The sequence below is a fragment of the Thauera sp. K11 genome, from assembly GCF_002354895.1.
GTDB classification, from domain to species: Bacteria; Pseudomonadota; Gammaproteobacteria; order Burkholderiales; family Rhodocyclaceae; genus Thauera; species Thauera sinica.
Window position 1 is genome coordinate 4,064,163 of record NZ_CP023439.1, and the last position, 22,354, is coordinate 4,086,516.

Genomic DNA, 22,354 nt, shown 5'->3' on the forward strand with positions numbered 1-22,354 from the left:
TCCACATGCAACGCACGCAACCCGAGAACGCCCGCAGGACGGCCCGCTACGACGGCATCGCCGAACTCGAACCCGGTTTCGCCGGCGCCGGTCTGTCCGTCGGCATCGTCATGGCCCGCTTCAACCTCGACATCTGCGAGGGCCTGCTGTCGGCCTGCACCGACGAACTGCTCGGCCTCGGCGTCGCACGCAGCGACATCCGCATCGTCACCGTGCCCGGCGCGCTGGAGATCCCGCTGACGCTGCAGGCCATGGGCAGGAGCGGCCGCTACGACGCGCTGGTGGCGCTCGGCGCGGTGATCCGCGGCGAGACCTACCACTTCGAGCTGGTGTCGAACGAGATGGGCGCCGGCATCACCCGCGTCGGCCTCGACACCGGCGTACCGATCGCCAACGGCGTGCTGACCACCGAAGACGAGGACCAGGCCGTCGCCCGCATGAGCGACAAGGGCGCCGACTGCGCCCGCGCGGCGGTGGAGATGGCCAACCTGCTGAAGGCCCTGAAATGAGCGACCCGACCACTGCTGCCGCCGGCACACCCCACCCGACGGGCAAGATGGCCCGCCGCCGCGCGCGCGAACTCGCCCTGCAGGGCGTGTACCAGTGGCTGCTGTCGGGCAACTCGATGACCTCGGTGCAGCGCCACATCGAGGCCGAGACCGAGGACCTGGACAAGGTGGACCGCGAGCTGTTCGTGAGCCTGCTGCGCGGCGTGCTGGAAAACGCCGACGACCTGCGCGCGGCGTTCTCGCCGCTGATCCACCGTCCGGTGGCCGAGCTGTCGCCGATCGAGCACGCGATCCTGCTGCTGGGCGCGCACGAACTGCGCCACAACCTGGAGACGCCCTACCGGGTGGTGATCAACGAGGCGATCGAACTCGCCAAGGGCTATGGCGGCACCGACGGCCACAAGTTCGTCAATGGCGTGCTCGACAGGCTCGCCGCGAACCTGCGCGCAGTGGAAGTCGAGGCGGCGCGCAAGGCCAGGGGCTGATCCGGGGCATTGCGCCCAAAGCCCGCGATGAGCCCGGCGGGGTGTCCGCCGCCCGGGCGGTCGAGAGCGCCGGTCCGGGGCGCGCTGCGGGGGAAACAAGGCGACGCATGTCTGAGGAGCGCAGCGGCGAGTTTGCGTCGCCGCCCCCGCAGTGCGTCCCGGACCGGGAAGCCGAAGGCCGCGAACGCCCCGCCCGGGCGGCGGACACCCCGCCGGGCGGCACCGTGAAGCGCGCCGGCGGCCCCCTCTTCAGAACGTGCGGCGTATCGTCATCGCGCCACGGATCTCGTTCAGGCCGTAGCCGGTCGCCTTGTCGGCCGGGTACAGCTCCGCGAGGCGCGCCTTGACCGCAGGTGCGATGTCGCCAGGGGCGCCGTGGCAACTGAGGCACAGTTGCTGAGTGGGCAGCGCCTTCATGTAGCGATAGCTGTAGACGCCGCCCTCGCTCACCATCTCGCCCCGCTCGAGCTGCCGCGGGTCCTCGCCGGCCGCGGCGCGGCGGTCGAACTCCTTCAGCACGGCGGTTTCCCAGGCATCCGGCACCGCCTTCGGGTTGCGGTTCTTCAGGCTCACGCGGCGAATCTGCCAGCCCGTATTCCCGGATGCCTCCCTCGCCATCTGCGGTGCCCTCTCGCGGCACACGCCGATGGCGCCGTCGACGCCACCCTTCTCGATCTCCTGCTGCAGGACGGCCAGCAGGCGGGGCGGGATGCTGCCGGCCACCGTCCTGGCCTCCTGCAGCAGTGCGAATTCCTCCGCCGCGGCCGGCGCGGCCGCAACCGCCATCAGGGGGACGAGGGCATTCAGGGCGATTCGCTTCAGTATCATGTCCATCTCCGGGCTCTAATAAATAAGCAAACGATTATGTACCACTCAATAAAGCACATCCCGGAAATCGGTGCAGCATGACTTTTCAGCACACCCTCCACATCCAGACCCGCGGCCGCGGCATGACCGAACTGACGGCCGCCGTCCGCGACGCGGTACGCGCCAGCGGCGTGCGCACCGGCCTCGCCCACGTGTTCGTGCGGCACACCAGTTGCTCCTTGCTGATCACCGAGAATGCCGACCCCGACGTGCGGCGCGACCTCGAAACGCTGGCCCGGCGCTGGGCGCCGGACGGCGACCCCGCCTACCGCCACGACATGGAAGGCGACGACGACATGGCGGCGCACGCACGCAGCGTGCTGACCGAGGTCGCCCTCAGCATGCCGGTGGGTGACGGCGAACTGCTGCTGGGAACCTGGCAGGGCATCTACCTGTGGGAGCACCGCGCGCAGGGCCACCGGCGCGAGCTGGTCGTGACCGTGATCGGTTCCTGAAGGCGAAAAAAATCCCGCGGCGCTCGCCGCGCGGCGGGATTTCAAAATCGGACCCGCTTGCCGGGCGCGGCCGGCGGGTCCGGCGAGGTACGTTCAGCCGCGGGAACCGCGGTCGCGGCGATCCCCATGGCTGCGCTCGCTGCGCGAGGGATGGCCTTCGCGGCCGTGGCCGCCGCTGCCGCGGCGCGTGTCGCCACCGGGGCGGCCATGGCCGCCACCGGGCCTGCCGCCACTGCCGAAGCGGCGCCCGCCGTTGCCGCCGGGCCGCGGCCCCGACGGCTTGCGCGGCGCCGGTTCCATGCCCGGAATGGTGTGCACTTCCAGGCGGTCGCCGGTGAAGCGCTCGATGGCGCGGATCAGCCCGGTCTCGCGCGGGCCGGACAGCGTGATCGCGACACCGTCGCGGCCGGCACGGCCGGTGCGCCCGATGCGGTGGACATAGTCCTCCGCCTGGCGCGGCGGATCGAAGTTGATGACGTGGCTGATGCCGGCGACGTCGATGCCGCGCGCGGCGACGTCGGTCGCCACCAGCACGCCGATGCGGCCCTGGCGCAGGCGCTGCAGCGTGCGGTTGCGCTGGGTCTGGTGCATGTCGCCATGCAGCGCGGCGGCGGCGATGCCCTTTTCCTGCAGCGCCAGCGACAGCTCGTCGGCGCTCTTCTTGGTGGCGGTGAACACCACCGCCTGCTGCAGCGTGTCGTCGCCGAGCAGGGCCTCGAGCAGGCGGTTCTTGTGGCCGATGTCGTCGGCGAACATCAGGCGCTGCTCGATCTGGCCGCGATCCTCCTGCGCCACCTCGATCTCGATGCGCTGCGGATTGCGCGTCATGCGCGCCGCCATGTTCCCCACCACGCCGTCCAGCGTGGCCGAGAACAGCAGGGTCTGGCGCTTGGCCGGCGTGGCGGCGACGATGGCGTCGATGTCCTCGGCGAAGCCCATGTCGAGCATGCGGTCGGCTTCGTCGAGGATCAGGATCTCGAGGTCGGAAAGCTTGAGCTTGCGACGGTTCAGGTGGTCGAGCAGGCGGCCCGGCGTGGCGACGACCACGTCGACCGGACGCTGCAACTGCTTGACCTGGGCGAAGAAGGGCGCGCCGCCGACGAGGCAGGCGGTATTGAGCCAGCGCAGCGCCTTGCCGTAGGTCTGCGCCGCCTTCTCCACCTGCTGCGCGAGTTCGCGCGTCGGCGTGAGCACCAGCACGCGCGGGCCGGCGCCCGGTGCCGGGCGGCGGTCGATCAGCCTGTGCAGCGACGGCAGCATGAAGGCGGCCGTCTTGCCGCTGCCGGTGTGGCTCGACACCAGCAGGTCGGCGCCGGCGATGGCGGCGGGAATCGCCTGCTGCTGCACCGGAGTCGGCGTCGTGTAGCCGGTCTGCTCGACGGCCTTGAGAAGTTCGTCGGCAAGGCCGATGCTGTGGAAAGTCATGGTTCTTCCTGTATTGCGTGCCGGCCTCCGCTGTCGGCGGGGGCGGCAGGTTCGGGCCCGGGGAACGGGCCGCATGGCATCGCGCCGCACCGGCCCTGCGGATGGGCAGGCCAGGTGCACGGGATCGCAGGTGCGACGAACGCGCGATGGGCGTGGTCGGCCTCTCAAACCCCGGTCATCGCGACCGGGCCATCGAGGCCGCGCATCGGCACCAACCGGTTGTCACGATGCCAGACGATCGGAAGAACGAATGGAGTTCGGCGGGAGGTCGGGGGCGATGGGGCTGTGGTTACAGTCCCTCGGGCCGGGCAGGCGGACATCCTGGTCCGCACGTGAAACCGCAAAGGCCCTGCTGCTGCATTGCACAACGCCGCGCAGTATATCCGCTTTTCCCCCGGCTGTCGCCGGGCACACGAATGAAAGTGCTTGATGAAAAACAAGAAGCGGGTCGGTACCCGAGGTACCGACCCGCCCGGTCAGGACTCGCCAACAGGCAGATTACTTGTTTACCGCGGCCTTCAGCGTAGCGCCGGCGGTAAACTTGGGTACGCTGGAAGCAGCGATTTCGATCGCGGCGCCGGTCTGCGGATTGCGCCCGGTACGGGCTGCGCGCTCGGAAACCTCGAACGAGCCAAAACCGGTGAAAGCCACCTTTTCACCCTTCCCCAGTTGTTCGGCAATGATGTCGAGCACGGCGGACAGGGCGCGGTCGGCTTGAGCGCGGGAAACATCCAGACGATCGGCCAGCGCTTCGACGAATTCACCTTTGTTCATGCTTTTCCTCGATTGGTGTGTAAGTGATGGGAATCCTGATCTACCCGGCGGATTCTAGCACTGACGCGGCGCGCGGGGCGTGACGAAACAATATCGCCGCCGTGGAAGATGCAACGTGGTTCACGCGAATGTCGGACGCCTTCCCACCGGACCGGCCCCCGCCGGACACGGAAAAGCCTCACTGCTCCGTATAGGGCCCGGCCCCCAGCCCGATGGGCGCCGGCGCCGCGGCCACCAGCTTCGAGAAGATCCGCCCGAAGTCCTCCTCCCCCTCGCCCGTGCGCGTGCCCCGCAGCGGATCGTCCGCCAGGAACCCCGCCTCCGCCGCCGCCCAGTCCGCGTCCGTGAAGTGCGCGATCACCAGCGGCAGCACCTCGCGCTCCTCCAGCAGCATGTGCTCCCGGTAGAACGCCGCATACCCCTCGAACGCCTGCGCGAAGCCCTCGAAGCCCCCGGGCTCCCCCGCCCGGTAGCGCCCCAGCGCCGCCTCCAGCACCTTGATCCGCGCCTCCGCCTCGCCGTGCTCGCGCGCGAGCCGCTCGAGCGCCGCCGCCCCCGCTCCCGTCTTCGCCTTCAGCGGACCGAACAGGTACCGGTCCTCCTTCGGGTGGTGGCGCTTCTCCGGGTAGGCGTCCAGGTAATGCACCATCGCCGCCAGCAGGCCCTGGTCCGCTTCCAGCCGCCCCGCCCTGATCTCGCCGATCAGATGCCGGATCGCGTGGATGATCGCCGCCAGCGACTGGTGTTCGTCCATCAGGATGCGCATCGCTTCCATGGCTCTCGTCCTCCTTCTGTCCTTCTCGGTTCCGTTTCTCAGGCCCGCCGGATCACGCGACGCGGCAGGACGGTGGGTGGGGGCGGCGTGGAGTGGGCGAGCACGGTCCGAGTCCCGAGCGTGAGCGAGGTCGAGTTGCGCAGCCCGACGCAACGCCGCCCCCGCCCGCCGGCCGGATTCCCCGCACCCGCCCCTCAGGTACTGAGCATCGCCTGGTGCTTGCCCCCCAGCCCCAGGTACGCCTCGATCACCCGCGGGTCGTCCGCCAGCCGGTGCGCCGGGCCCTGCATCGCCACCTGCCCCGTCTCCAGCACGTACGCGTAGTCGGCCACCTGCAGCGCCGCCCGCGCGTTCTGCTCCACCAGCAGGATCGACACCCCCCGGCGCCTTAGCTCCGCGATGATGCGGAAGATCTCCCGCACGATCAGCGGCGCCAGCCCCAGGCTCGGTTCGTCCAGCATCAGCAGCTTCGGCCGGGCCATCAGCGCACGGCCCACCGCCAGCATCTGCCGCTCCCCGCCCGACAGCGTGCCCGCCAGTTGCGTGCGCCGCTCCTTCAGCCGCGGGAACAGCCCGTACACCTCCTCCATCGTCTGCCCGTGGTCGCGGTGCCCGCTGCGGTAGCGCTGGAAGGCGCCCAGCACCAGGTTGTCCTCGACGCTCATCTCGCCGAACAGTTCGCGCTTCTCCGGCACCAGGTTCATGCCGCGCGCCACCCGGCGCTCCACCTCGGGCACCGCTTCGACCGTGCCGTCGAAGCACACCTCGCCCTTCGCCTCGAGCACCCCCATGATCGCCGACAGCATCGTCGTCTTGCCCGCCCCGTTGGGGCCGATCACCGTCACGATCTGACCTTCGCCCACCGTCAGCGTCGCGTTCGTGAGCGCTTCCACCTTGCCGTACGACACGCACAGCCCTTTTACTTCGAGCACCGGGGACGTCGCGCCGGCGTTCGACGGGGTGGGCGGGGGATGGGCCTGGGTCTGGGTCTGGGCCTGCGTCTGCATCGTCATCTCCTGTCCCCTCCGCTCAGTCCACGCCGCCCAGGTAGGCTTCGAGCACCGCCGGGTGCTGCTGGATCTCGTCGGGCAGCCCTTCGGCGATCTTCTGACCGAACTCCATCACCACCACCCGATCCACCAGCCCCATCACGAAGTCCATGTCGTGCTCCACGATCAGCGTCGCCATCCCTTCGGCCCGCAGCTTTCTCAGAAGCTCCCCGAGCGCTTCCTTCTCCTTGAAGCGCAGCCCCGCCGCCGGTTCGTCCAGCAGCAGCAGGCACGGGTCCGAGCACAGCGCGCGCGCGATCTCGAGGATGCGCTGCTGGCCCAGCGCCAGGCTGCCCGCTTCGTCGTACAGGTGGTCCTTCAGACCCACGCGCTCGATCTGGTACGCGGCTTCCTTCAAGAGCCGTGCTTCTTCGTGCCGGTCCAGCCGCCAGGCCGAGCGCAGGACGCCCTGCCGGCTGCGCAGGTGCGCGCCGATCGCCACGTTCTCGAGCACCGTCATCGTCGGCAGCAGCTTCACGTGCTGGAAGGTGCGGCTCATGCCCATCCTGGCGATCTCGCGCGAGTCGTGCCCGGCCACCGCCTTGCCCAGGAAGCGCACTTCGCCCGAGGTGGGGGTGTCCACCCCCGAGATCTGGTTGAACATCGTGCTCTTGCCCGCGCCATTGGGGCCGATCAGCGCCAGGATCTCGCCCGCCTTCACCGTGAGGCTCATGTTGTTGTTGGCGATGAGCCCGCCGAACTTCTTCGTGACGTCCTGCGCTTCGAGGATCGGCGTGCCCGCCGCCGGCAGCGTGCGCCGCGGCAGGGGCTCGGCCGCCGCGTCGATGCGCTTGGGCACGCCCTGCACCGGCACGCATTTCTTCAGCAGCGGCCACAGGCCGTTGCGCGCGCGCTGCAGCACCAGCACCATCATGAGGCCGAACACGATCACTTCGAAGTTGCCGCTGGCGCCCAAGAGTTTGGGCAGCAGGTCCTGCAGCCATTGCTTGAGCACGGTGATCACCCCCGCGCCCACCAGCGCGCCCCACACGTGGCCCGCGCCGCCCACCACCGCCATGAAGAGGTATTCGATGCCGATGTGCAGCCCGAACGGGGTCGGATTGACGAAGCGCTGCATGTGCGCGTACAGCCACCCCGAGGCACAGGCGTGCAGCGCGGCGATCACGAAGATGATCATGCGCGAGCGCGCGGTGTCCACCCCCATCGCCTCGGCCATCACCCGCCCGCCCTTCAAGGCCCGGATGGCCCGCCCTTCGCGCGAATCCAGCAGGTTCTGCGTGGTGAGCACCGCCACCAGCACGAAGGCCCAGATGAGGTAGTAGATCTCGCCGCCTTCGTCCAGCGTCCAGCCGAACAGCGTGATCGGCGGGATGCCGGTGAGCCCGGTGTGCCCCCCGAGGCTTTCCATGGTGCCGAACAGGAAGTACAGGCTGATGCCCCAGGCGATCGTGCCCAGCGGCAGGAAGTGGCCCGACAGTTTCAGCGTGAGCGAGCCCAGGATCAGCGCGACCGCGGCGGTGAGCACCAGCCCCACGCCCAGCGCGAGCCAGGGGGAGGTGCCGGCCCAGGCGATCCAGCCGGGCAGCGCCGTCGCGGTGGTGAGCGCGGCGCTGGTGTAGGCGCCCAGCCCGACGAAGGCGGCCTGCCCGAAGCTGGTGAGCCCCCCGACGCCGGTGAGCAGCACCAGACCGAGGGCCACCAGCGCGTACAGGCCGATGTAGTTGAGCAGCGTGACGTAGAACGGCGACAGCAGCGCCGGCACCCCCAGCAGCAGCGCCAGGAAGGCGCCCAGGATCAGACGGTCGGGCCTCATTCTTCTTCCTCCACGTGCCGGCTGGTGAGCGAGCGCCACAGCAGCACCGGGATGATCAGGGTGAAGACGATGACTTCCTTGTAGGCGCTGGCCCAGAACGAGGAGAACGCTTCGAGCAGCCCCACCGCGACCGCGCCCAGCGCGGCGATCGGGTAGCTGGCCAGTCCGCCGATGATGGCGGCCACGAACCCCTTCAGCCCGATCAGGAAGCCGGTGTCGTAGTAGATGGTGGTGAGGGGGCGATCAGCACGCCCGACAGCGCGCCGATCAGCGCCGCCAGGAAGAAGGTGAGCTTGCCCGCCAGCGACGGCGAGATGCCCATCAGCCGCGCCCCCACCCGGTTGATCGCCGTGGCGCGCAGGGCCTTGCCGTACAGCGTGCGCTCGAAGAACTGGTACAGCCCGACGATGAGCACCAGCGAGGCCACGATCACCCACAGCGTCTGCCCCGACACCAAGAGCGGCCCCACTTCGAGGCTGGCGTCGCTGAAGGCCGGGGTGCGCTGGCCTTCGGCGCCGAAGAACAGCAGCCCCAGCCCGACCATGGCCACGTGCACCGCCACCGAGACGATCAGCAGGATCAGCACCGGCGCCGAGGCGATGGGCTGGTAGACCAGCCGGTACATGAAGGGGCCCATCGGCACCACCACCGCCAGCGCCAGCCCCACCTGCACCGCCAGTGGCAGGGACGGGACCGGCAGCACCGCCAAGAGACCCGCCAGCGCCAGCGGGCCGGCGAGGTTCCAGCCCAGCACCGCCGCCAGCCGGCGCCCCTGCCCGGCCTTGAGCGCCGCCGCGCCGTCGAGCACCGCCACCGCCGCGCCCAGCGCCACCAGCAGCCACACCGTGGCCGGCACCGACCCCGACTGCATCATCGCCAGCGTCAGCGCCCCGTACGCCACGAATTCCCCTTGCTGGATGCAGATCACCCGCGTCACCGCGAACACCAGCACCAGCGCCAAGGCCAGCAGCGCGTAGATCGCTCCGTTCGTCAGCCCGTCCTGGGCCAGCATCAGCGCTATCGTCAGATCCATTTGTCTCCTCGCCTCCATGGGCGGTGGGCGCACGGCCGGCGGTGCCGGCATGCGTCCGGTGTCGAACCGCGAGGTGCGGGTTCAGTCGTGCAGGATGCCGTACAACCGGCCCCAGTGCTCGTCGAAGATGCCCGGGTCCATCTGCTTCACCCTGTCCATCTTCGGCACGAAGTCCATGTGGGCGAGGATGTCGCGCTCGATGTCGATGCCCGGCGCCACCTCGAGCAGTTCCATGCCGTGATCCCTGGTGAGCTGGAACACCGCCCGCTCGGTCACGTACAGCACGGTCTGGCCGACGCTGGCGGCGTAGTGCCCGCTGAAGGTGATCTGCTCGACGTGGTCGAGGAACTTGCGGTTCTTGCCTTCGGTGACGATCTGCAGTTCGCCGTTGCCTGCCCGGATCTGCAGCCCGCCGGCGGTGAAGGTGCCGCAGAACACCACCTTCTTGGCGTTCTGGGTGATGTTGATGAAGCCGCCGCAGCCTACCGGCCGGCCGCTGAACTTGCTGACGTTCACATTGCCGTGCACGTCGGTCTGCGCGAGGCCGAGGAAGGCCACGTCCAGCCCGCCGCCGTCGTAGTAGTCGAACTGGTAGCCGGGGTCGATGGTGGCGTCGGCATTCGTCGCGTGGGCGAAATCCAGCCCGTCGGCCGGGATGCCGCCGATGAGGCCGGTTTCCAGCGTCAGCGCCATCAGGTCCTGCACGCCCTCCTCCGCCGCCACCGTGGCGATACCGGCCGGCATGCCGATGCCCAGGTTCACAATGGCGCCGTGGCCGAGTTCCACCGCGGCGCGGCGCGCGACGATCTTGCGCTCGTCCATCGGCAGTTGGGGCAGCGAATGCACCGGCACGCGGATGTCGCCGGCGAAGGCGCGGTTGTATTGGGTGCCCATGGTCTGCATGTGGTTCTCCGGCCGGCCGACGACGACATGGTCGACCAGGATGCCCGGCACCTTGACCTGCTTCGGGTGCAGCGTACCGTTCTGCACCACATGCCTGACCTGCGCGATCACGATGCCGCCGTTGCGCCTGGCGGCCTGGGCGATGGAGATCGCCTCGTTGAAGATGCCTTCGTCCTCGACCGTGATGTTGCCGCTCTCGTCCGCCGTGGTGCCGCGGATCAGCGCCACGTCGATCCGGGGCGCACGGTAGAACAGCCACTGTTCGCCGTCGAAGTCGACCAGTTCGACGAGATCCTCGGTGGTGGCGGCGTTGACCTTGGCGCCTTCGACGCGCGGATCGACGAAGGTCTCGAGGCCGACCTTGGAGAGCAGGCCGGGACGGCCGGCGGCCATCTCGCGCGGCAGCACCACCAGCACGCCCTGCGGCAGGTTGTACGCCTCGATCCGGTCGTCCATGATGAGTTTCATCAGGATCGGCCCGCCGACGCCGAAATGGCCGCCGACGATGCGCTTGATCATGCCCGGATGGGTCAGGTGGTAGATGCCCTTGTCCTTGCCGTTGCCCAGCCCGCAGGCATGCCAGATGGTCATGTCGCGCGGGTGGCCGGTGGCCTTGAAGTTTTCGTGGATCGACACGGCCACCTCTTCGGCGAAGCCGGCCAGGCCGACGCCGCTGCAGTAGATCGTGGCCCCGTCCCTGATCAGCTTGCCCGCCTCGGACGCGGGGATGACTTTCGATTTCGCCATGGGTTGGAATCTCCGGTTGATGCGGGACGTGCGCGGCGCCCGCTCAGAAGGCTGCTTCTTCGAAACGGGTCAGCGCACCGCCCGCCTCGCGCACCGTCGCGGCATGGGCCGCGGCCTGCGGGCCGATGGTGGCCATGTAGAAGCGCGCGAGTTCGACCAGGCTGGCGAGGTAGGCGGCATCGCCCCCGCCGGCGGCGAGCCTCGCGCGCGCGGCGAGCGCGACGCGGCCGAGCTGCCAGCCGCCGCACACGGTGCCGAGCAGGTGCAGGAAGGGCACCGCGCCGGCGAGCACGTCGGCAAGCTGGTCGCGGCCGTTGGCGAGCATCCAGTCGGCGGCCGATTCGAGCGCGTCGACGCTGTCGCCGAGGCCGTCGCCGATCTCGGCGAGCCCGCCGGCCTCCAGCGCGGCGGCGGTACCGCGCAGCTCGACGATGAGTTCGCGCAGCGTGGCGCCGCCTTCGCGCAGGATCTTGCGCCCGACCAGGTCGTTGGCCTGGATGCCGGTGGTGCCTTCGTAGATGGTGATGATGCGGGCGTCGCGGTAGTACTGCGCGACGCCGGTCTCCTCGACGAAGCCCATGCCGCCGAAGACCTGGACGGCGTCGTCGCAGACGTCGTTGCCGACCTCGGTGCACCAGCCCTTGGCCACCGGCATCAGCAGGTCGACGTAGCGGCGGCACTTGTCCGCCACCGCGCGGTCGGGGTGGTGGTGCGCGCGGTCGAACCAGCCCGCGGCGGTGTAGAGCAGCGTGCGCATCGCCATCACGCGGGCGCGCATGGACAGCAGCATGCGCTTGACGTCGGGGTGGTGGATGATGGGCCGGCCCGATTCGCCGGTCACCGCGTCGCGGCCCTGCACGCGCTCGCGCGCATAGGCCAGCGCGCACTGGTAGGCACGCTCGGCCAGGCCCGCGCCCTGCACGCCGACGCCGAAGCGGGCCTCGTTCATCATCACGAACATGGTCTCGAGCCCGCGGTTGGGCTCGCCCACCAGCCAGCCGGTGGCGCCGCCGGCGTCGCCGAAGCTCATCGTGCAGGTGGGGCTGCCGTGGATGCCCATCTTGTGCTCGATGGAGATGCAGCGCACGTCGTTCCTCGCGCCCGGGCTGCCGTCGGCATTCACCAGGTACTTGGGCACGATGAACAGCGACAAGCCCTTCACGCCGGCCGGCGCGTCGGGCAGGCGGGCCAGCACCAGATGCACGATGTTGGGCGTGAGGCCGTGCTCGCCGTAGGAAATGAAGATCTTCTGGCCGAACAGCCTGTGGCTGCCGTCGGCCTGCGGTTCGGCGCGGGTGCGGGTGGCGGCGAGGTCGGAGCCGGCCTGCGGTTCTGTGAGGTTCATCGTGCTGCCCCACTCGCCGCTCACCACCTTGTGCAGCCAGGTCTGCTTCTGCGCCTCGCTGGCGGCGATCAGGAGCGCCTCGGCCTGGCCCTGGTTGAGGATGGGCAGCATGGCGAAGGCCATGTTGGCCGCGTTCCACATCTCCATCACCGGGGTCGACACCAGCCGGGGCATGCCCTGGCCGCCGAACTCGGCCGGCAGCGACAGGCCGAGCCAGCCCGCTTCGCGGAACAGGTCGTAGGCCCGCTGCCAGCCGTCGGGCGTGGCCACGCTGCCGTCGTCGTCCAGGCGGCAGCCCTGCATGTCGCCGTCGCGGTTGATGGGCGCCAGCACGCCGGCGGCGAAACGGCCGGCCTCTTCCAGGATGGCCGCCACCAGGTCGGGCGTCGCCTCGCCGCAGCCGGGCAGCGCGGCGATCTCGTCGAGGCCGGCGAGTTCGGCCAGGATGAACTGCATGTCCCGGATCGGGGGGGTGTAGTCGATCATCGGGGTCTCCTCTCGTTCTTGTCGTAGTTCGGGCGCTCAGGCGCAGGCGGCGCGGATGTCGTCCGGGATGGGCACCGCCTTGATGCGCAGCGGATCGTCCGGGTCCCGCGTGGCGAACACCCGCACCTCGCGCCCCTCGCACAGCACGGTGTCGCCGCGCCGCGCGACGTGGCGCATGACGAAGCTCTTGCCGCGCCATTCCTCGATCCAGGATTCGATCTCGATGTCCTCGCCGTAGGTGGCCGAATTCCTGAACGTGGCCTGGGCATCGACCAGCGGGGTGCCGATGATGCCGCGCTCGGCCGTCGTCTCCCGCCAGCTCGGCACGCCGCAGGCGGTGAAGAACTCGCGGCCGGCGGTGTCGAACCACCTGAAGTAGTTGGCGAAGAACACGATCTGCGCCGGATCGCAGTCGCCGAAGGCGATGCGCATGCGATAGACGTTGCTGCGCGCCATGCCGGCCGGGCCTCAGCGCGCCGCCAGGCGCACCGCGCCGTCGAGGCGGATGGTCTCGCCGTTGAGCATGACGTTGTCGACGATGGCGAGCACCAGCTTCGCGAACTCGTCGGGTTCGCCCAGGCGCTGCGGGAAAGGCGTGTTCTCGCCCAGCGACTTCTGCACCTCCGGCGGCAGGGCGCGCATCATCGGCGTGATGAAGAGGCCCGGGGCGATCGTCACCACGCGGATGCCGAAGCGCGACAGTTCGCGCGCGACCGGCAGCGTCATCGACACGATGCCGCCCTTTGAAGCGGCATAGGCAGCCTGGCCGACCTGGCCTTCGTAGGCGGCGACCGAGGCGGTGTTGACGATGACGCCGCGCTCGCCGTCGGCCTGCGCCTCGCCCTTGCTCATCGCCTCCGCGGCCAGGCGGATCATGTTGAAGGTGCCGACCAGGTTGATCTGGATGGACAGGCTGAAATCGGCCAGCGGCTGCGGCCCGTCCTTGCCCAGCACCTTGCCGGCGTTGCCGATGCCGGCGCAGTTGACCAGGCCCTGCAGCCCGCCGAAGCGGGCCACGGCGAGGTCGACCGCCGCCTTCGCGTCCGCCTCGTCGGCGACGTTGGTGCGGTTGAATGCGGCGCGCGCGCCCAGCTCGCCCGCGAGCTTTTCGCCCTGCTCCACGTTCAGGTCCGCGATGACCACGTTGGCGCCCGCGCCGTGCAGCGCGCGCGCGGTCGATTCGCCCAGCCCCGACGCGCCGCCGGTGACGATGAAAGTGCTGCCTTCGAACTTCATGGGAATCTCCTCTCCGTATCCGGGTTCAAGCCGCGTTCTCGACGATCACCGCCACGCCCTGGCCACCGCCGGCGCAGGCCGACGACACGCCGTACTGCAGGCCGGCCTCGCGCGCGGCGCGCGCGACCGTGTGGGTGAGGCGCACGCCCGATGCGCCGAGCGGATGGCCGATCGCGATCGCGCCGCCATGCACGTTGACGCGCTCGCGGTCCAGCCCCAGCTCGCGCTCGCAGGCGAGGTACTGGGCGCCGAAGGCTTCGTTGATCTCGATGCGGCCGATGTCGCCGACGGCGATGCCCGCCTTCTTCGCCGCGGCGCGGATCGCCGGCGCCGGACCGATGCCCATGATCTCGGGCGGCACCGCCGCCGCCGCGCCGGCGACGATGCGGGCGAGCGGGCGCAGGCCGTGGGCGCGCACCCAGTCGCCGCGGGCGACGATGACCGCCGCCGCGCCGTCGACGATGGCCGAGCTGTTGCCGCCGGTCTGTACGCCGCCGAAGGCGGGCTTGAGCTTCTGCAGGGTTTCGTAGGGCGTGGGTCGCACGTGGCCGTCGCGCTCGCAGCGCTCGGCGCGGTCGGCGAGCTTGATGCCGCGCGGCTTGTAGCCCTCCAGTTCCCAGGTGGCGTTGGCCACGGCGCTGACTTCGGCGGCGAACCAGCCGGCGTCCCAGGCCGCCGCCGCGCGGGCGAAGCTCTGCGCGGCGAAGCGGTCGACCTCTTCGCGGCCGATGCCGTAGCGCACCGCCAGGTTCTCGGCGGTGCCGCCCATGCCGACCCCGGGCGCGGTATCCAGCGTGGCTTCCCACAGGAAGTCCTTGAACTCCACCTGCCCCATGCGGAAACCCGCGCGGTGCGTATAGGCGGCCACCGGGTTGCGCGACATCGATTCGGCGCCGACGCACAGCACCACGCCGGCCTTGCCCAGCGTGATCTGGTCGGCGGCGGTCAGGATGGTCTCGAAGCCGGTGCAGCACAGGCGCTGTACCAGCAGCGCCGGCACGTTCGGATTCACGCCCGAATACAGGCCGATGTGGCGCGGCAGGAAGTAGGCGTCGAAGCTCGCCTGCGCCATGTTGCCGGCGACGATGGCGTCGACCTCGGACGCAGGGATGCCGCTGGTGTCGAACAGCGAACGGGCGGCGGCGATGCCAAGGTCGGTGGGCGACACGTCGCGCAGCACGCCGTTGTAGTCGGCGAAGGGGGTGCGCTGGCCGGCGACCAGCCAGATGTCGTCGTAGGCGGCGGCCAATGCGGCGGCCTCGGAAGCGGCGAAATTGTTCATTGCGGGTCTCGATGTCGTGGATCGGCTGTGTGGGCGCTCGCGGCGGAGCGGCTCACTGGCGGGGGCCCTGGCCCCTGCGCTGCAGGAAGTGGCCGATGCGCTCGGCGACCTCGGGGCTGGTCTGGGCGAGCGCGGCGGTCAGCGATTCGACGAAGAAGCCGTCGTCGCTGGACATGTTGTCGATGCGGGCGATGGCGGTGACCATCGCCCAGTTCGCCATGGGCGCGTTCTCGGCCACGCGGCGCGCCAGTTCCTGCGCCTTGGCCAGGCTCTCGCCGGCGCCCGTGACGTAGTGCGACAGGCCGAGGCGCTGGCCTTCCTCGGCGTTCAGGACGCGGCCGGTCAGCATCATTTCGCACATGCGTCCGGCGCCGACGATCCTCGCCACCCGCACCGAGGCGCCGCCGCCGACGAAGATGCCGTGGCGGCCTTCGGGCAACTGGTAGATGGTGTCGGGCTCGGCCACGCGGATGTGGGTGGCGGTCGCCAGTTCCAGGCCGCCGCCGATCACCGCGCCCTGCATCGCGGCGATCACCGGAATGCCGCCATTCTGGATGCGGCCGAAGATGCGGTGCCAGGTCTGCGAATGCAGCATGGTGCCGAAGGCGTCGCGGTGCTGGTGCTCGGACAGGTCCAGGCCGGCGCAGAAGTGCTCGCCCTCGCCGGCGAGGATGATGGCGCGCGTGCCCTCGGGCGTGGCCGCCAGCGCCGCCTCGAGCGCGGCCAGCAGCCGGTCGCTGATGGCGTTGCGCTTGGCCGGGCGCGCCAGCGTGATGGTGTAGACGCCGTCGGCCGACGACGTCTTGACGAGTTGTTCACTCATGGCTGTTTCCTCGCGTGTTTCTGTCACACCGCGGCATGGACGGTGATGACGGTCTTGTCGAGCACGTCGGCGTGCAGGAACTCGACCAGGTCTGCGCGGCGCGTGAGCACCATGCGCTGGTTGATGTAGCCCTTGTCGGTGATCTCGCCGGCCTCGGGGGAGGGCGGTTCGGCCATCAGGATCGCGCGCGTCGGGTAGGTGGACGATCCACCGCCCTTCTTCATCATCGCCGCCAGGCCTTGCGCCACCCGGCTGCGGATGGCCGGGTTCAGCAGCAGATCGACGATGTCGGCGTCCGGCGGCAGGTGCGGGCACATGTGCCGGCATTCGGGAACGTTGGGGAAGATCAGGAAGCCGATCTCGTCGCGGTTGTGGCCGGTGACGACGATGTCCTGCGCGATCGGCGACATCGCGTCGATGCCCGCCACGCGCAGCGAGCCCACGTGCACCCAGGTGCCGGTCAGCAGCTTGAAGTCCTCGCCGACGCGCCCGTCATAGACCAGGCCGCGCTCGGGGCGCTCCGCGTCGACGAACTCGACGGCGTCGCCGATCATGTAGAAGCCTTCGTCGTCGAAGGACTTTTCCGTCAGATCGGGCTGCTTCCAGTAGCCGGGAAAGACGTTCGGCCCGCGCACCCGCACCTCCAGCTTGTCGTGCGAGGGCACCAGCTTGAGTTCGGTGCCGGGGATGGGCACGCCGATCACGCCGGAGCGGATCGCCTGGAAGTGGCAGTCGGTGGCCAGCGGCGCGGTCTCGGTCGAGCCCCAGGACGACACCATGGGCACGCGCACGCCTATCGTCGCTTCCGACAGCTCCTCGAGGTCGGCCCACAGGTGCTGCGGCAGCGCGGCGCCGGCGTAGAGGATCACCTGCAGCCGGCGGAAGAAGCTTTCGCGCAGCACGGCGTCGTCGCGCAGGTGCGGCACCAGCATGTCGTAGGCGCGCGGCACGCTGAAGTACAGCGTGGGCGAGATCTCGCGCAGGTTGCGCAGCGTCTTCTCGAGCAGGGCCGGCGTGGGCTTGCCGTCGTCGATGTAGAGGGTGCCGCCCCAGCGCAGGATGAGGTTGAAGTCGTGGTTGCCGCCGAAGGTGTGGCTCCACGGCAGCCATTCGCACATCACCGGCCGGTTCTGCGCCAGGAAGGGCCACAGCAGGGCCTTGGATTCCTGGTTGGAACACATCATGCGCTGGGTGTTGATCACCGCCTTCGGCGTGCCGACCGAGCCGGAGGTGAACAGGAACTTCGCGATGGTGTCGGGGGTGAGGCGGGCGAACGCCGCCATCACCGCCGCCTCGTCGCCGTGCGCCTCGATGGCGGCCATCGGCAGCGTCCCGGGCTGCGGCGCGCTGCGGCTGCCGGAGACGACGACCCCGTCGTGCAGGTCGGCCACGGCGTCGATCGCCGCCCGGAAGCGCTCGACCGGGTCGGCATAGATCACCCCCGGCCGCAGCAGTTCGATGTTGCCGCGCAGCTTGCCGAAGTCCTTCGACATCAGCGAATTGCCCGGCGAGATCGGCGACACCGGCACGCCGACATGCATCGCCGCCAGCGCCAGCAGCGCATGCTCGATCGAGTTGTCCGACAGGACGACGACCGGCCGCTCCGCGGACAGGTTCTGCCCCAGCAGCCAGGTCGCGATCGCCACGACGCGGCGGCGGGCTTCGCCGTAGCTCAGCCTGTCCCATTCGCCGGCGGCGTTGCGTTCGGCCAGGAACAGTTCGTCGGGCTGGACCCGCGCCCAGTGCTCCAGCCAGTCGCCGACGCAGCGCGCATAGCCGTCGGGGAGGGGAATCCCCGAACGCAGGATGCGCTCCCCGTTCGCCCGGTGCTCGATGACCAGGTCCGGCTCGGCGAACATGCGGTCGATGTCGCGGATGATTTCTTCATTCATGGCGTCCCCTCCTTTCTCTTTTGTCCGCGCAGCCGGCTTACTTCGCGACCAGCTTGTAGGCGCCGTTCTCGATGCGCACCAGCACGCGCGAACGCGCGTCGAGGCCGAAATGGTCCGCGGGGTCATGTTGAACACCCCATGCACGCCGACGACTTCCTTGTTCGATTCGATCGCGTTGCGCAGCGCGGCGCGGAACTCCGGCGTGCCCGGCCTGGCCTTCGCCAGTGCGGCCGGCACGGCGGCCTCGATCACGCGGAAGGCGTCGGCCGCGTAGCCGGCGAAGGACGAGAAGCTGCCGGCGCCGAACTGGGCCTCGTATTTCTTCACGAACGTCTGGCCGGCGCCCTTGGACGGATGGCTGTCGGGCAACTGGTCGACCACCACCACCGGCCCCACCGGGATGATCGTGCCTTCGGCCGCCTTGCCGGCGACGTTCAGGAAAGCCTGGCCGGTGACCGCGTGGGTCTGGTAGATCTGGCCCTTGTAGCCGCGCTCGGAGAGCGCCGTCTGCGGCAGCGCCGCCGGACTGCCGGAGCCGACCACCAGGATGGCGTCGGGCTTGGCCGCGGTGAGCTTCAGCACCTGCCCGGTCACCGAGGTGTCGGTGCGGTTGTAGCGCTCGACCGGCCCGAGCTTGATGCCGGCGGCCCCGGCCTGCTTCGTCACCGCGTTCAGCCAGTCCTCGCCGTAGGCGTCGGAGAAGCCGATGAAGCCCAGCGTCTTCACGCCCCTGGCCTTCATGTGGTCGATCAGGGCGCCGGCCATCACGCCGTTCTGCTGCGGCGCGCGGAAGACCCATTCGTTGCGGTCGGCGGGCAGGGCGACAGGGCTCATCGTCACCAGCGGCGTCCTGGATTCGTGGGCGACCTCGGCGATGGCGGCGGTGGCCGGCGTGCCGGACGAGCCGATCAGCACGTCGACCTTGTCCTCGGACACGAAGCGGCGCGCGTTCTTGGTTCCCAGGGTGGGATCGGTGGCGTCGTCCAGCACGATCAGCCGGACCTTCTCCCCGCCGATCTCGGCGGGCATCAGGGTGAACGCGTTCTTTTCCGGAATCCCCAGCATGGCGGCCGGGCCGGTCGCCGACAGCGAAACGCCGATGGTGATCTCGGCCAGCGCCGCCGAGCTGGCGGCAAGCGTGACGGACAGGGCGACGGCAAGCTTGGTGAGCTTCATGTTTCCTCCAGGTGGTGATGGTCTCGTCGATTCGCCTGCTCCGGCGATCGACCGGGTGTTTCGGTATTGCCGAACAACTCTTGTGGAGCGGAAGATAATGGTCGACTAACTACCTTGTCAAACACTTGTTCAATTAATTTATTCTATGCACTATCCAGGATGAGAGCCTTACCATCCGGAGAAATGAGGCAAACTTGCGCCCGTCCGATCCGCCGCCCCGCTCTTCGGGGCGAACGGCGCGGAACGGGCGGCCGGGCGGCAGCCGCCGCCCGAATGCAGGTTTCATGAAAAGTCGCACCGAATGAACGAATCACACGCAGTCGACGCGCCCGCCGCGTCACCCGGCATCGCGGAAGAAGAAATCCTGCGCCTGGCGCGAGAGGCGCCCGAACTGGGCCAGATGGCCGTGGCCGAGCGCCTGCGTCAGGCGGGCATACGCATCTCGGCCTCGGGCGTGCGCTACCTGTGGCAGAAGCACGGGCTGGAAACGGCGGTGAAGCGGCTGCAGGCCCTGGTGCAGCAGGAAGGGGAAGGCGCCGAGGTGCTCACCGAGACCCAGCGCCGCCATCTCGAGCGCGGCAGGCTGAGCGAGCGCCTGGCGCGCGGCGAATCAGCCGCGGGCGCCGCGGCGGGTGAGCACGAGCCGCTGGAGCGCCGCCGGCTGATCCTGGATGCGGCAGCCCAGTTGTTCGCGGCAGAAGGCTACGACCGCACCTCGATCCGGGACATCGCGCGCAACGTGGGCCTGCTGCCGGGCTCGGTGTATCACTACTTTCCGTCCAAGCGCGAGCTGTTCCTCGCCGTCCACCGCGAGGGTTTCGAACGCACGCTGGAACGGGTCAGGAACGCGGCGACCAGCAGCGACGATCCCTGGGAATGCCTGGAGCGGGCCTGCGAGGTGCACGTCGAGGGCATCGTGGGCGGCTCGTCGGTCGATCGCCTGGCGGGCAGCAATCTCGCCATCTCGCGCAACGACGACCTGCTGCAGGAGATCCGCCCCATCGCGCCGCCTACGAGCAGGTCTTCAAGACCCTGGTCGACGCGCTCCCGCTGCGGGAAGGAACCGACCGCTCCCTGCTGCGCCTGTTCCTGCTCGGCGGCATGAACTGGGTTTATCTGTGGTACCGGGAAGGCAAGCGGAACCCGCGCGAAATCGCCGCGGCGATGGTGGCCATGCTGCGCGGCGGCGTGCAGGCCTGAACGAACGATCCGCGGCCGCGCCTGCGGATCTCCCCGCCCTGGTGAAGCCTCCGCCACCGCGCGGAGGCTTCACCAGGGGCCCGCCGTGCGGCGGGCCGGGACGGCGCCGGAAGACTTACTTCACCAGCACCCACTTGCCGTTCTGGATCTGCACCATCACGCGCGCGCGCTGGTCGAGGCCGAGGTGGTCGGTCGGGCTCATCGTGAAGATGCCGTGCGCGGCCGGCACCTCCTTCAGGCCCTCGATCGCATCGCGCAGCGCCGCGCGGAATTCCGCGGTGCCGGGCTGGGCCTTCTGCAGCGCCACGGGGACGGCATTCGACATCAGCACGCCGGCGTCCCAGCCGTGCGCGCCGAAGGTGGAGACGCTGCCCTTGCCGTGAGCCGCCTCGTAGCGGGTGATGTATTCCAGCGCCGGCTTCTTGACCGGGTTGGAATCGGGCAGTTGCCCGGCGACCAGCACCGGCCCGGCGGGCAGCAGCGTGCCTTCGCAGTCCTTGCCGCACACGCGCAGGAAGTCGTTGTTGGCGACGCCGTGGGTCTGGTAGATCTTGCCGGTGTAGCCGCGCTCCTTGAGCGCCTTCTGCGGCAGCGCGGCCGGCGTGCCGGAACCGGCGATGAGCACGGCGTCCGGCTTGGCCGCGATGATCTTCAGCACCTGGCCGGTGACCGAGGTGTCGGTGCGGCTGAAGCGCTCGTTGGCCACCAGTTGCAGCTTGCGCACTTCCGCCACCGGCTTGAACTGCTCGAACCAGCCTTCGCCGTAGGCATCGGAGAAGCCGATGAAGGCGACCGTCTTCACGCCGTTGCTGTTCATGTGCTCGACGATGGCGGTCGACATCTGGGCGTCGTTCTGCGGCGTCTTGAACACCCAGCGCCGCTTGTCGTCCATCGGCTCGACGATGCGGGCGGATGCCGCCATCGAGATCATCGGCGTCTTCGCCTCGGCGGCGACGTCGACCATCGCCAGCGAGTTCGGCGTGATCGTGGAGCCCAGCACCACGTCGACCTTGTCTTCCGACACCAGCTTGCGCATGTTCTTGACCGCGGTGGTAGTGTCGGATGCGTCGTCGAGGACGATGTAGTTGATCTTCTGGCCGGCGATCGTGGCCGGCATCAGTGCGATGGTGTTCTTCTCCGGAATGCCGAGCGAGGCGGCCGGGCCGGTCGCCGACACGATCACGCCGACATTGATGTCCGCCTGGGCGGAAACGGCAAAGGCAAGGCCGAGGGCGGCCATCAGGGTGCTACGCAGCTTCATGGTGTCTCCTCCAATGAACTGGAACGGGTTTGCCCGGCGTCTTGTGCGTTGCGCCTTCCAGGCTTGCTGTCCTACGAAAATCGAGGTTGTCTAAAAGGTTTGAACATATCAAATTCATCGCCCGGTGACGACCTCTCCGCAACAAACGAAGGCGCTCGAACGGCGTGGACAGGCCGAAATGATCCCGCGCGAGATCCGGATCGGCCTGCGCATCCCGTCACGGACGGCTGCGGTCCCCGGTGCCGAGCGGCCGCCCGTTTCAGCGGGTGGCTGCAAACCGCTGTTCCATCTCGCGCCGCATGGTCTTGCGCACTTCGGCCGCGGCATGGCGTCTGATCTCGTCGGGCGTGAAGGGTCGCAGAGAGGGAACGGCCGTGGGCCTGCCGGCATCGTCGACCGCGACCATCGTGAAGAAGCAGCTATTGACGTGCCGCCTTTCCTGCGTGCGGATGTTCTCGGCGATCACCTTGATGCCGACCTCCATGGACGAACTGCCGGTGTGGTTGACCGAGGCCAGGAAGCTCACCAGTTCGCCGACGTGGATCGGTTGCCGAAAGATCACCTGGTCCACGCTCAGGGTCACCACATAGCTGCCGGCGTAGCGGCTGGCACAGGCAAAGGCCACCTGGTCGAGCAGCTTGAGGATGGTTCCGCCGTGGACGTTGCCGGAGAAGTTGGCGGTGTCCGGTGTCATCAACACCGTCATGGCGAGCTGGTGCGCGGGCAATTCCATGATCTTCCTCCCGTGAGAATGCCGGTCAGTCTCCATCGGCGGCGTCCGCCTCCCTTATCCGGGCTGGTGGCGCGGAGGAGGCGTTCCGTCGGGCTGCGGAACCCGGCCTCGCTTTGTCCGGTGC

General features: G+C 69.3%; 20 protein-coding genes and 1 pseudogene. 5 read left to right on the forward strand and 16 right to left on the reverse strand.

The window, feature by feature from the left end:
* Positions 1 to 5 precede the first annotated feature (5 nt).
* The gene (ribH, locus tag CCZ27_RS17760) at positions 6 to 509 is read left to right on the forward strand and encodes a 6,7-dimethyl-8-ribityllumazine synthase (RefSeq protein WP_096450426.1); all 504 of its coding nucleotides are present in this window, start codon (positions 6 to 8) and stop codon (positions 507 to 509) included.
* Complete coding sequence (gene nusB, locus CCZ27_RS17765) at positions 506 to 994, forward strand: transcription antitermination factor NusB (protein ID WP_096450428.1); 489 nt, start codon at positions 506 to 508, stop codon at positions 992 to 994. Before ribH ends, nusB begins: the two co-directional genes overlap by 4 nt.
* 249 nt (positions 995 to 1,243) lie before the next feature.
* On the opposite strand, the gene CCZ27_RS17770 is transcribed toward nusB, so the two are convergent.
* On the reverse strand, positions 1,244 to 1,822 hold the full coding sequence (locus CCZ27_RS17770; RefSeq protein WP_096452752.1) for a Tll0287-like domain-containing protein: 579 nt from the start codon (positions 1,820 to 1,822) through the stop codon (positions 1,244 to 1,246).
* A 77-nt stretch (positions 1,823 to 1,899) separates the two neighbouring features.
* On the opposite strand from CCZ27_RS17770, the gene CCZ27_RS17775 reads away from it, so the two are divergent.
* On the forward strand, positions 1,900 to 2,316 hold the full coding sequence (locus tag CCZ27_RS17775; RefSeq protein ID WP_096450430.1) for a secondary thiamine-phosphate synthase enzyme YjbQ: 417 nt from the start codon (positions 1,900 to 1,902) through the stop codon (positions 2,314 to 2,316).
* 93 nt (positions 2,317 to 2,409) lie between these two features.
* On the opposite strand, the gene CCZ27_RS17780 is transcribed toward CCZ27_RS17775, so the two are convergent.
* The 13 genes and pseudogenes from CCZ27_RS17780 to CCZ27_RS24390 all read right to left on the reverse strand — a co-directional run bounded on the left by CCZ27_RS17780 (position 2,410) and on the right by CCZ27_RS24390 (position 19,036).
* On the reverse strand, positions 2,410 to 3,741 hold the full coding sequence (locus CCZ27_RS17780) for a DEAD/DEAH box helicase (RefSeq protein WP_096450432.1): 1,332 nt from the start codon (positions 3,739 to 3,741) through the stop codon (positions 2,410 to 2,412).
* Positions 3,742 to 4,239: 498 nt separating this feature from the next.
* Complete coding sequence (locus CCZ27_RS17785; RefSeq protein ID WP_021248184.1) at positions 4,240 to 4,515, reverse strand: HU family DNA-binding protein; 276 nt, start codon at positions 4,513 to 4,515, stop codon at positions 4,240 to 4,242.
* 178 nt (positions 4,516 to 4,693) lie between these two features.
* Positions 4,694 to 5,290, reverse strand: a complete 597-nt coding sequence (locus CCZ27_RS17790; RefSeq protein WP_096450434.1) for a hemerythrin domain-containing protein — start codon at positions 5,288 to 5,290, stop codon at positions 4,694 to 4,696.
* Positions 5,291 to 5,484: 194 nt separating this feature from the next.
* Positions 5,485 to 6,303 carry an ABC transporter ATP-binding protein gene (locus tag CCZ27_RS17795; RefSeq protein WP_443081512.1) on the reverse strand — a complete coding sequence of 273 codons (819 nt, stop codon included), beginning with the start codon at positions 6,301 to 6,303 and terminating at the stop codon, positions 5,485 to 5,487.
* Between the two features lie 16 nt (positions 6,304 to 6,319).
* Positions 6,320 to 8,113, reverse strand: coding sequence for a branched-chain amino acid ABC transporter ATP-binding protein/permease (locus CCZ27_RS17800; RefSeq protein WP_096450436.1), 1,794 nt, complete (start codon positions 8,111 to 8,113; stop codon positions 6,320 to 6,322).
* A pseudogene (locus CCZ27_RS17805) lies at positions 8,110 to 9,146 on the reverse strand (branched-chain amino acid ABC transporter permease). Before CCZ27_RS17805 ends, CCZ27_RS17800 begins: the two are co-directional and overlap by 4 nt.
* Before the next feature lie 81 nt (positions 9,147 to 9,227).
* Positions 9,228 to 10,796 carry an acyl CoA:acetate/3-ketoacid CoA transferase gene (locus CCZ27_RS17810; protein ID WP_096450438.1) on the reverse strand — a complete coding sequence of 523 codons (1,569 nt, stop codon included), beginning with the start codon at positions 10,794 to 10,796 and terminating at the stop codon, positions 9,228 to 9,230.
* 43 nt (positions 10,797 to 10,839) lie between these two features.
* Positions 10,840 to 12,627: an acyl-CoA dehydrogenase gene (locus CCZ27_RS17815; RefSeq protein ID WP_096450440.1), complete on the reverse strand. Its 1,788-nt coding sequence runs from the start codon at positions 12,625 to 12,627 to the stop codon at positions 10,840 to 10,842.
* 36 nt (positions 12,628 to 12,663) lie between these two features.
* Positions 12,664 to 13,083, reverse strand: a complete 420-nt coding sequence (locus tag CCZ27_RS17820) for an acyl-CoA thioesterase (protein WP_096450442.1) — start codon at positions 13,081 to 13,083, stop codon at positions 12,664 to 12,666.
* Positions 13,084 to 13,095: 12 nt separating this feature from the next.
* Positions 13,096 to 13,863, reverse strand: a complete 768-nt coding sequence (locus CCZ27_RS17825; protein WP_096450444.1) for a 3-hydroxyacyl-CoA dehydrogenase — start codon at positions 13,861 to 13,863, stop codon at positions 13,096 to 13,098.
* A 25-nt stretch (positions 13,864 to 13,888) separates the two neighbouring features.
* Positions 13,889 to 15,145: a thiolase family protein gene (locus CCZ27_RS17830; protein WP_096450446.1), complete on the reverse strand. Its 1,257-nt coding sequence runs from the start codon at positions 15,143 to 15,145 to the stop codon at positions 13,889 to 13,891.
* A 52-nt stretch (positions 15,146 to 15,197) separates the two neighbouring features.
* Positions 15,198 to 15,968, reverse strand: coding sequence for a crotonase/enoyl-CoA hydratase family protein (locus CCZ27_RS17835; RefSeq protein WP_096450448.1), 771 nt, complete (start codon positions 15,966 to 15,968; stop codon positions 15,198 to 15,200).
* A gap of 23 nt (positions 15,969 to 15,991) precedes the next feature.
* On the reverse strand, positions 15,992 to 19,036 hold the full coding sequence (locus CCZ27_RS24390; protein WP_096450450.1) for an AMP-binding protein: 3,045 nt from the start codon (positions 19,034 to 19,036) through the stop codon (positions 15,992 to 15,994).
* A gap of 301 nt (positions 19,037 to 19,337) precedes the next feature.
* On the opposite strand from CCZ27_RS24390, the gene CCZ27_RS17845 reads away from it, so the two are divergent.
* Together CCZ27_RS17845 and CCZ27_RS24645 are read left to right on the forward strand one after the other, a co-directional pair.
* Positions 19,338 to 20,141, forward strand: a complete 804-nt coding sequence (locus tag CCZ27_RS17845) for a TetR family transcriptional regulator (protein WP_332460883.1) — start codon at positions 19,338 to 19,340, stop codon at positions 20,139 to 20,141.
* Positions 20,087 to 20,236: a TetR-type transcription factor C-terminal domain-containing protein gene (locus tag CCZ27_RS24645; RefSeq protein ID WP_332460903.1), complete on the forward strand. Its 150-nt coding sequence runs from the start codon at positions 20,087 to 20,089 to the stop codon at positions 20,234 to 20,236. Before CCZ27_RS17845 ends, CCZ27_RS24645 begins: the two co-directional genes overlap by 55 nt.
* Before the next feature lie 115 nt (positions 20,237 to 20,351).
* On the opposite strand, the gene CCZ27_RS17850 is transcribed toward CCZ27_RS24645, so the two are convergent.
* Together CCZ27_RS17850 and CCZ27_RS17855 are read right to left on the reverse strand one after the other, a co-directional pair.
* Positions 20,352 to 21,497 carry an ABC transporter substrate-binding protein gene (locus tag CCZ27_RS17850; protein ID WP_096450452.1) on the reverse strand — a complete coding sequence of 382 codons (1,146 nt, stop codon included), beginning with the start codon at positions 21,495 to 21,497 and terminating at the stop codon, positions 20,352 to 20,354.
* Positions 21,498 to 21,756: 259 nt separating this feature from the next.
* Positions 21,757 to 22,230 carry an acyl-CoA thioesterase gene (locus tag CCZ27_RS17855; RefSeq protein WP_096450454.1) on the reverse strand — a complete coding sequence of 158 codons (474 nt, stop codon included), beginning with the start codon at positions 22,228 to 22,230 and terminating at the stop codon, positions 21,757 to 21,759.
* Positions 22,231 to 22,354 lie beyond the last annotated feature (124 nt).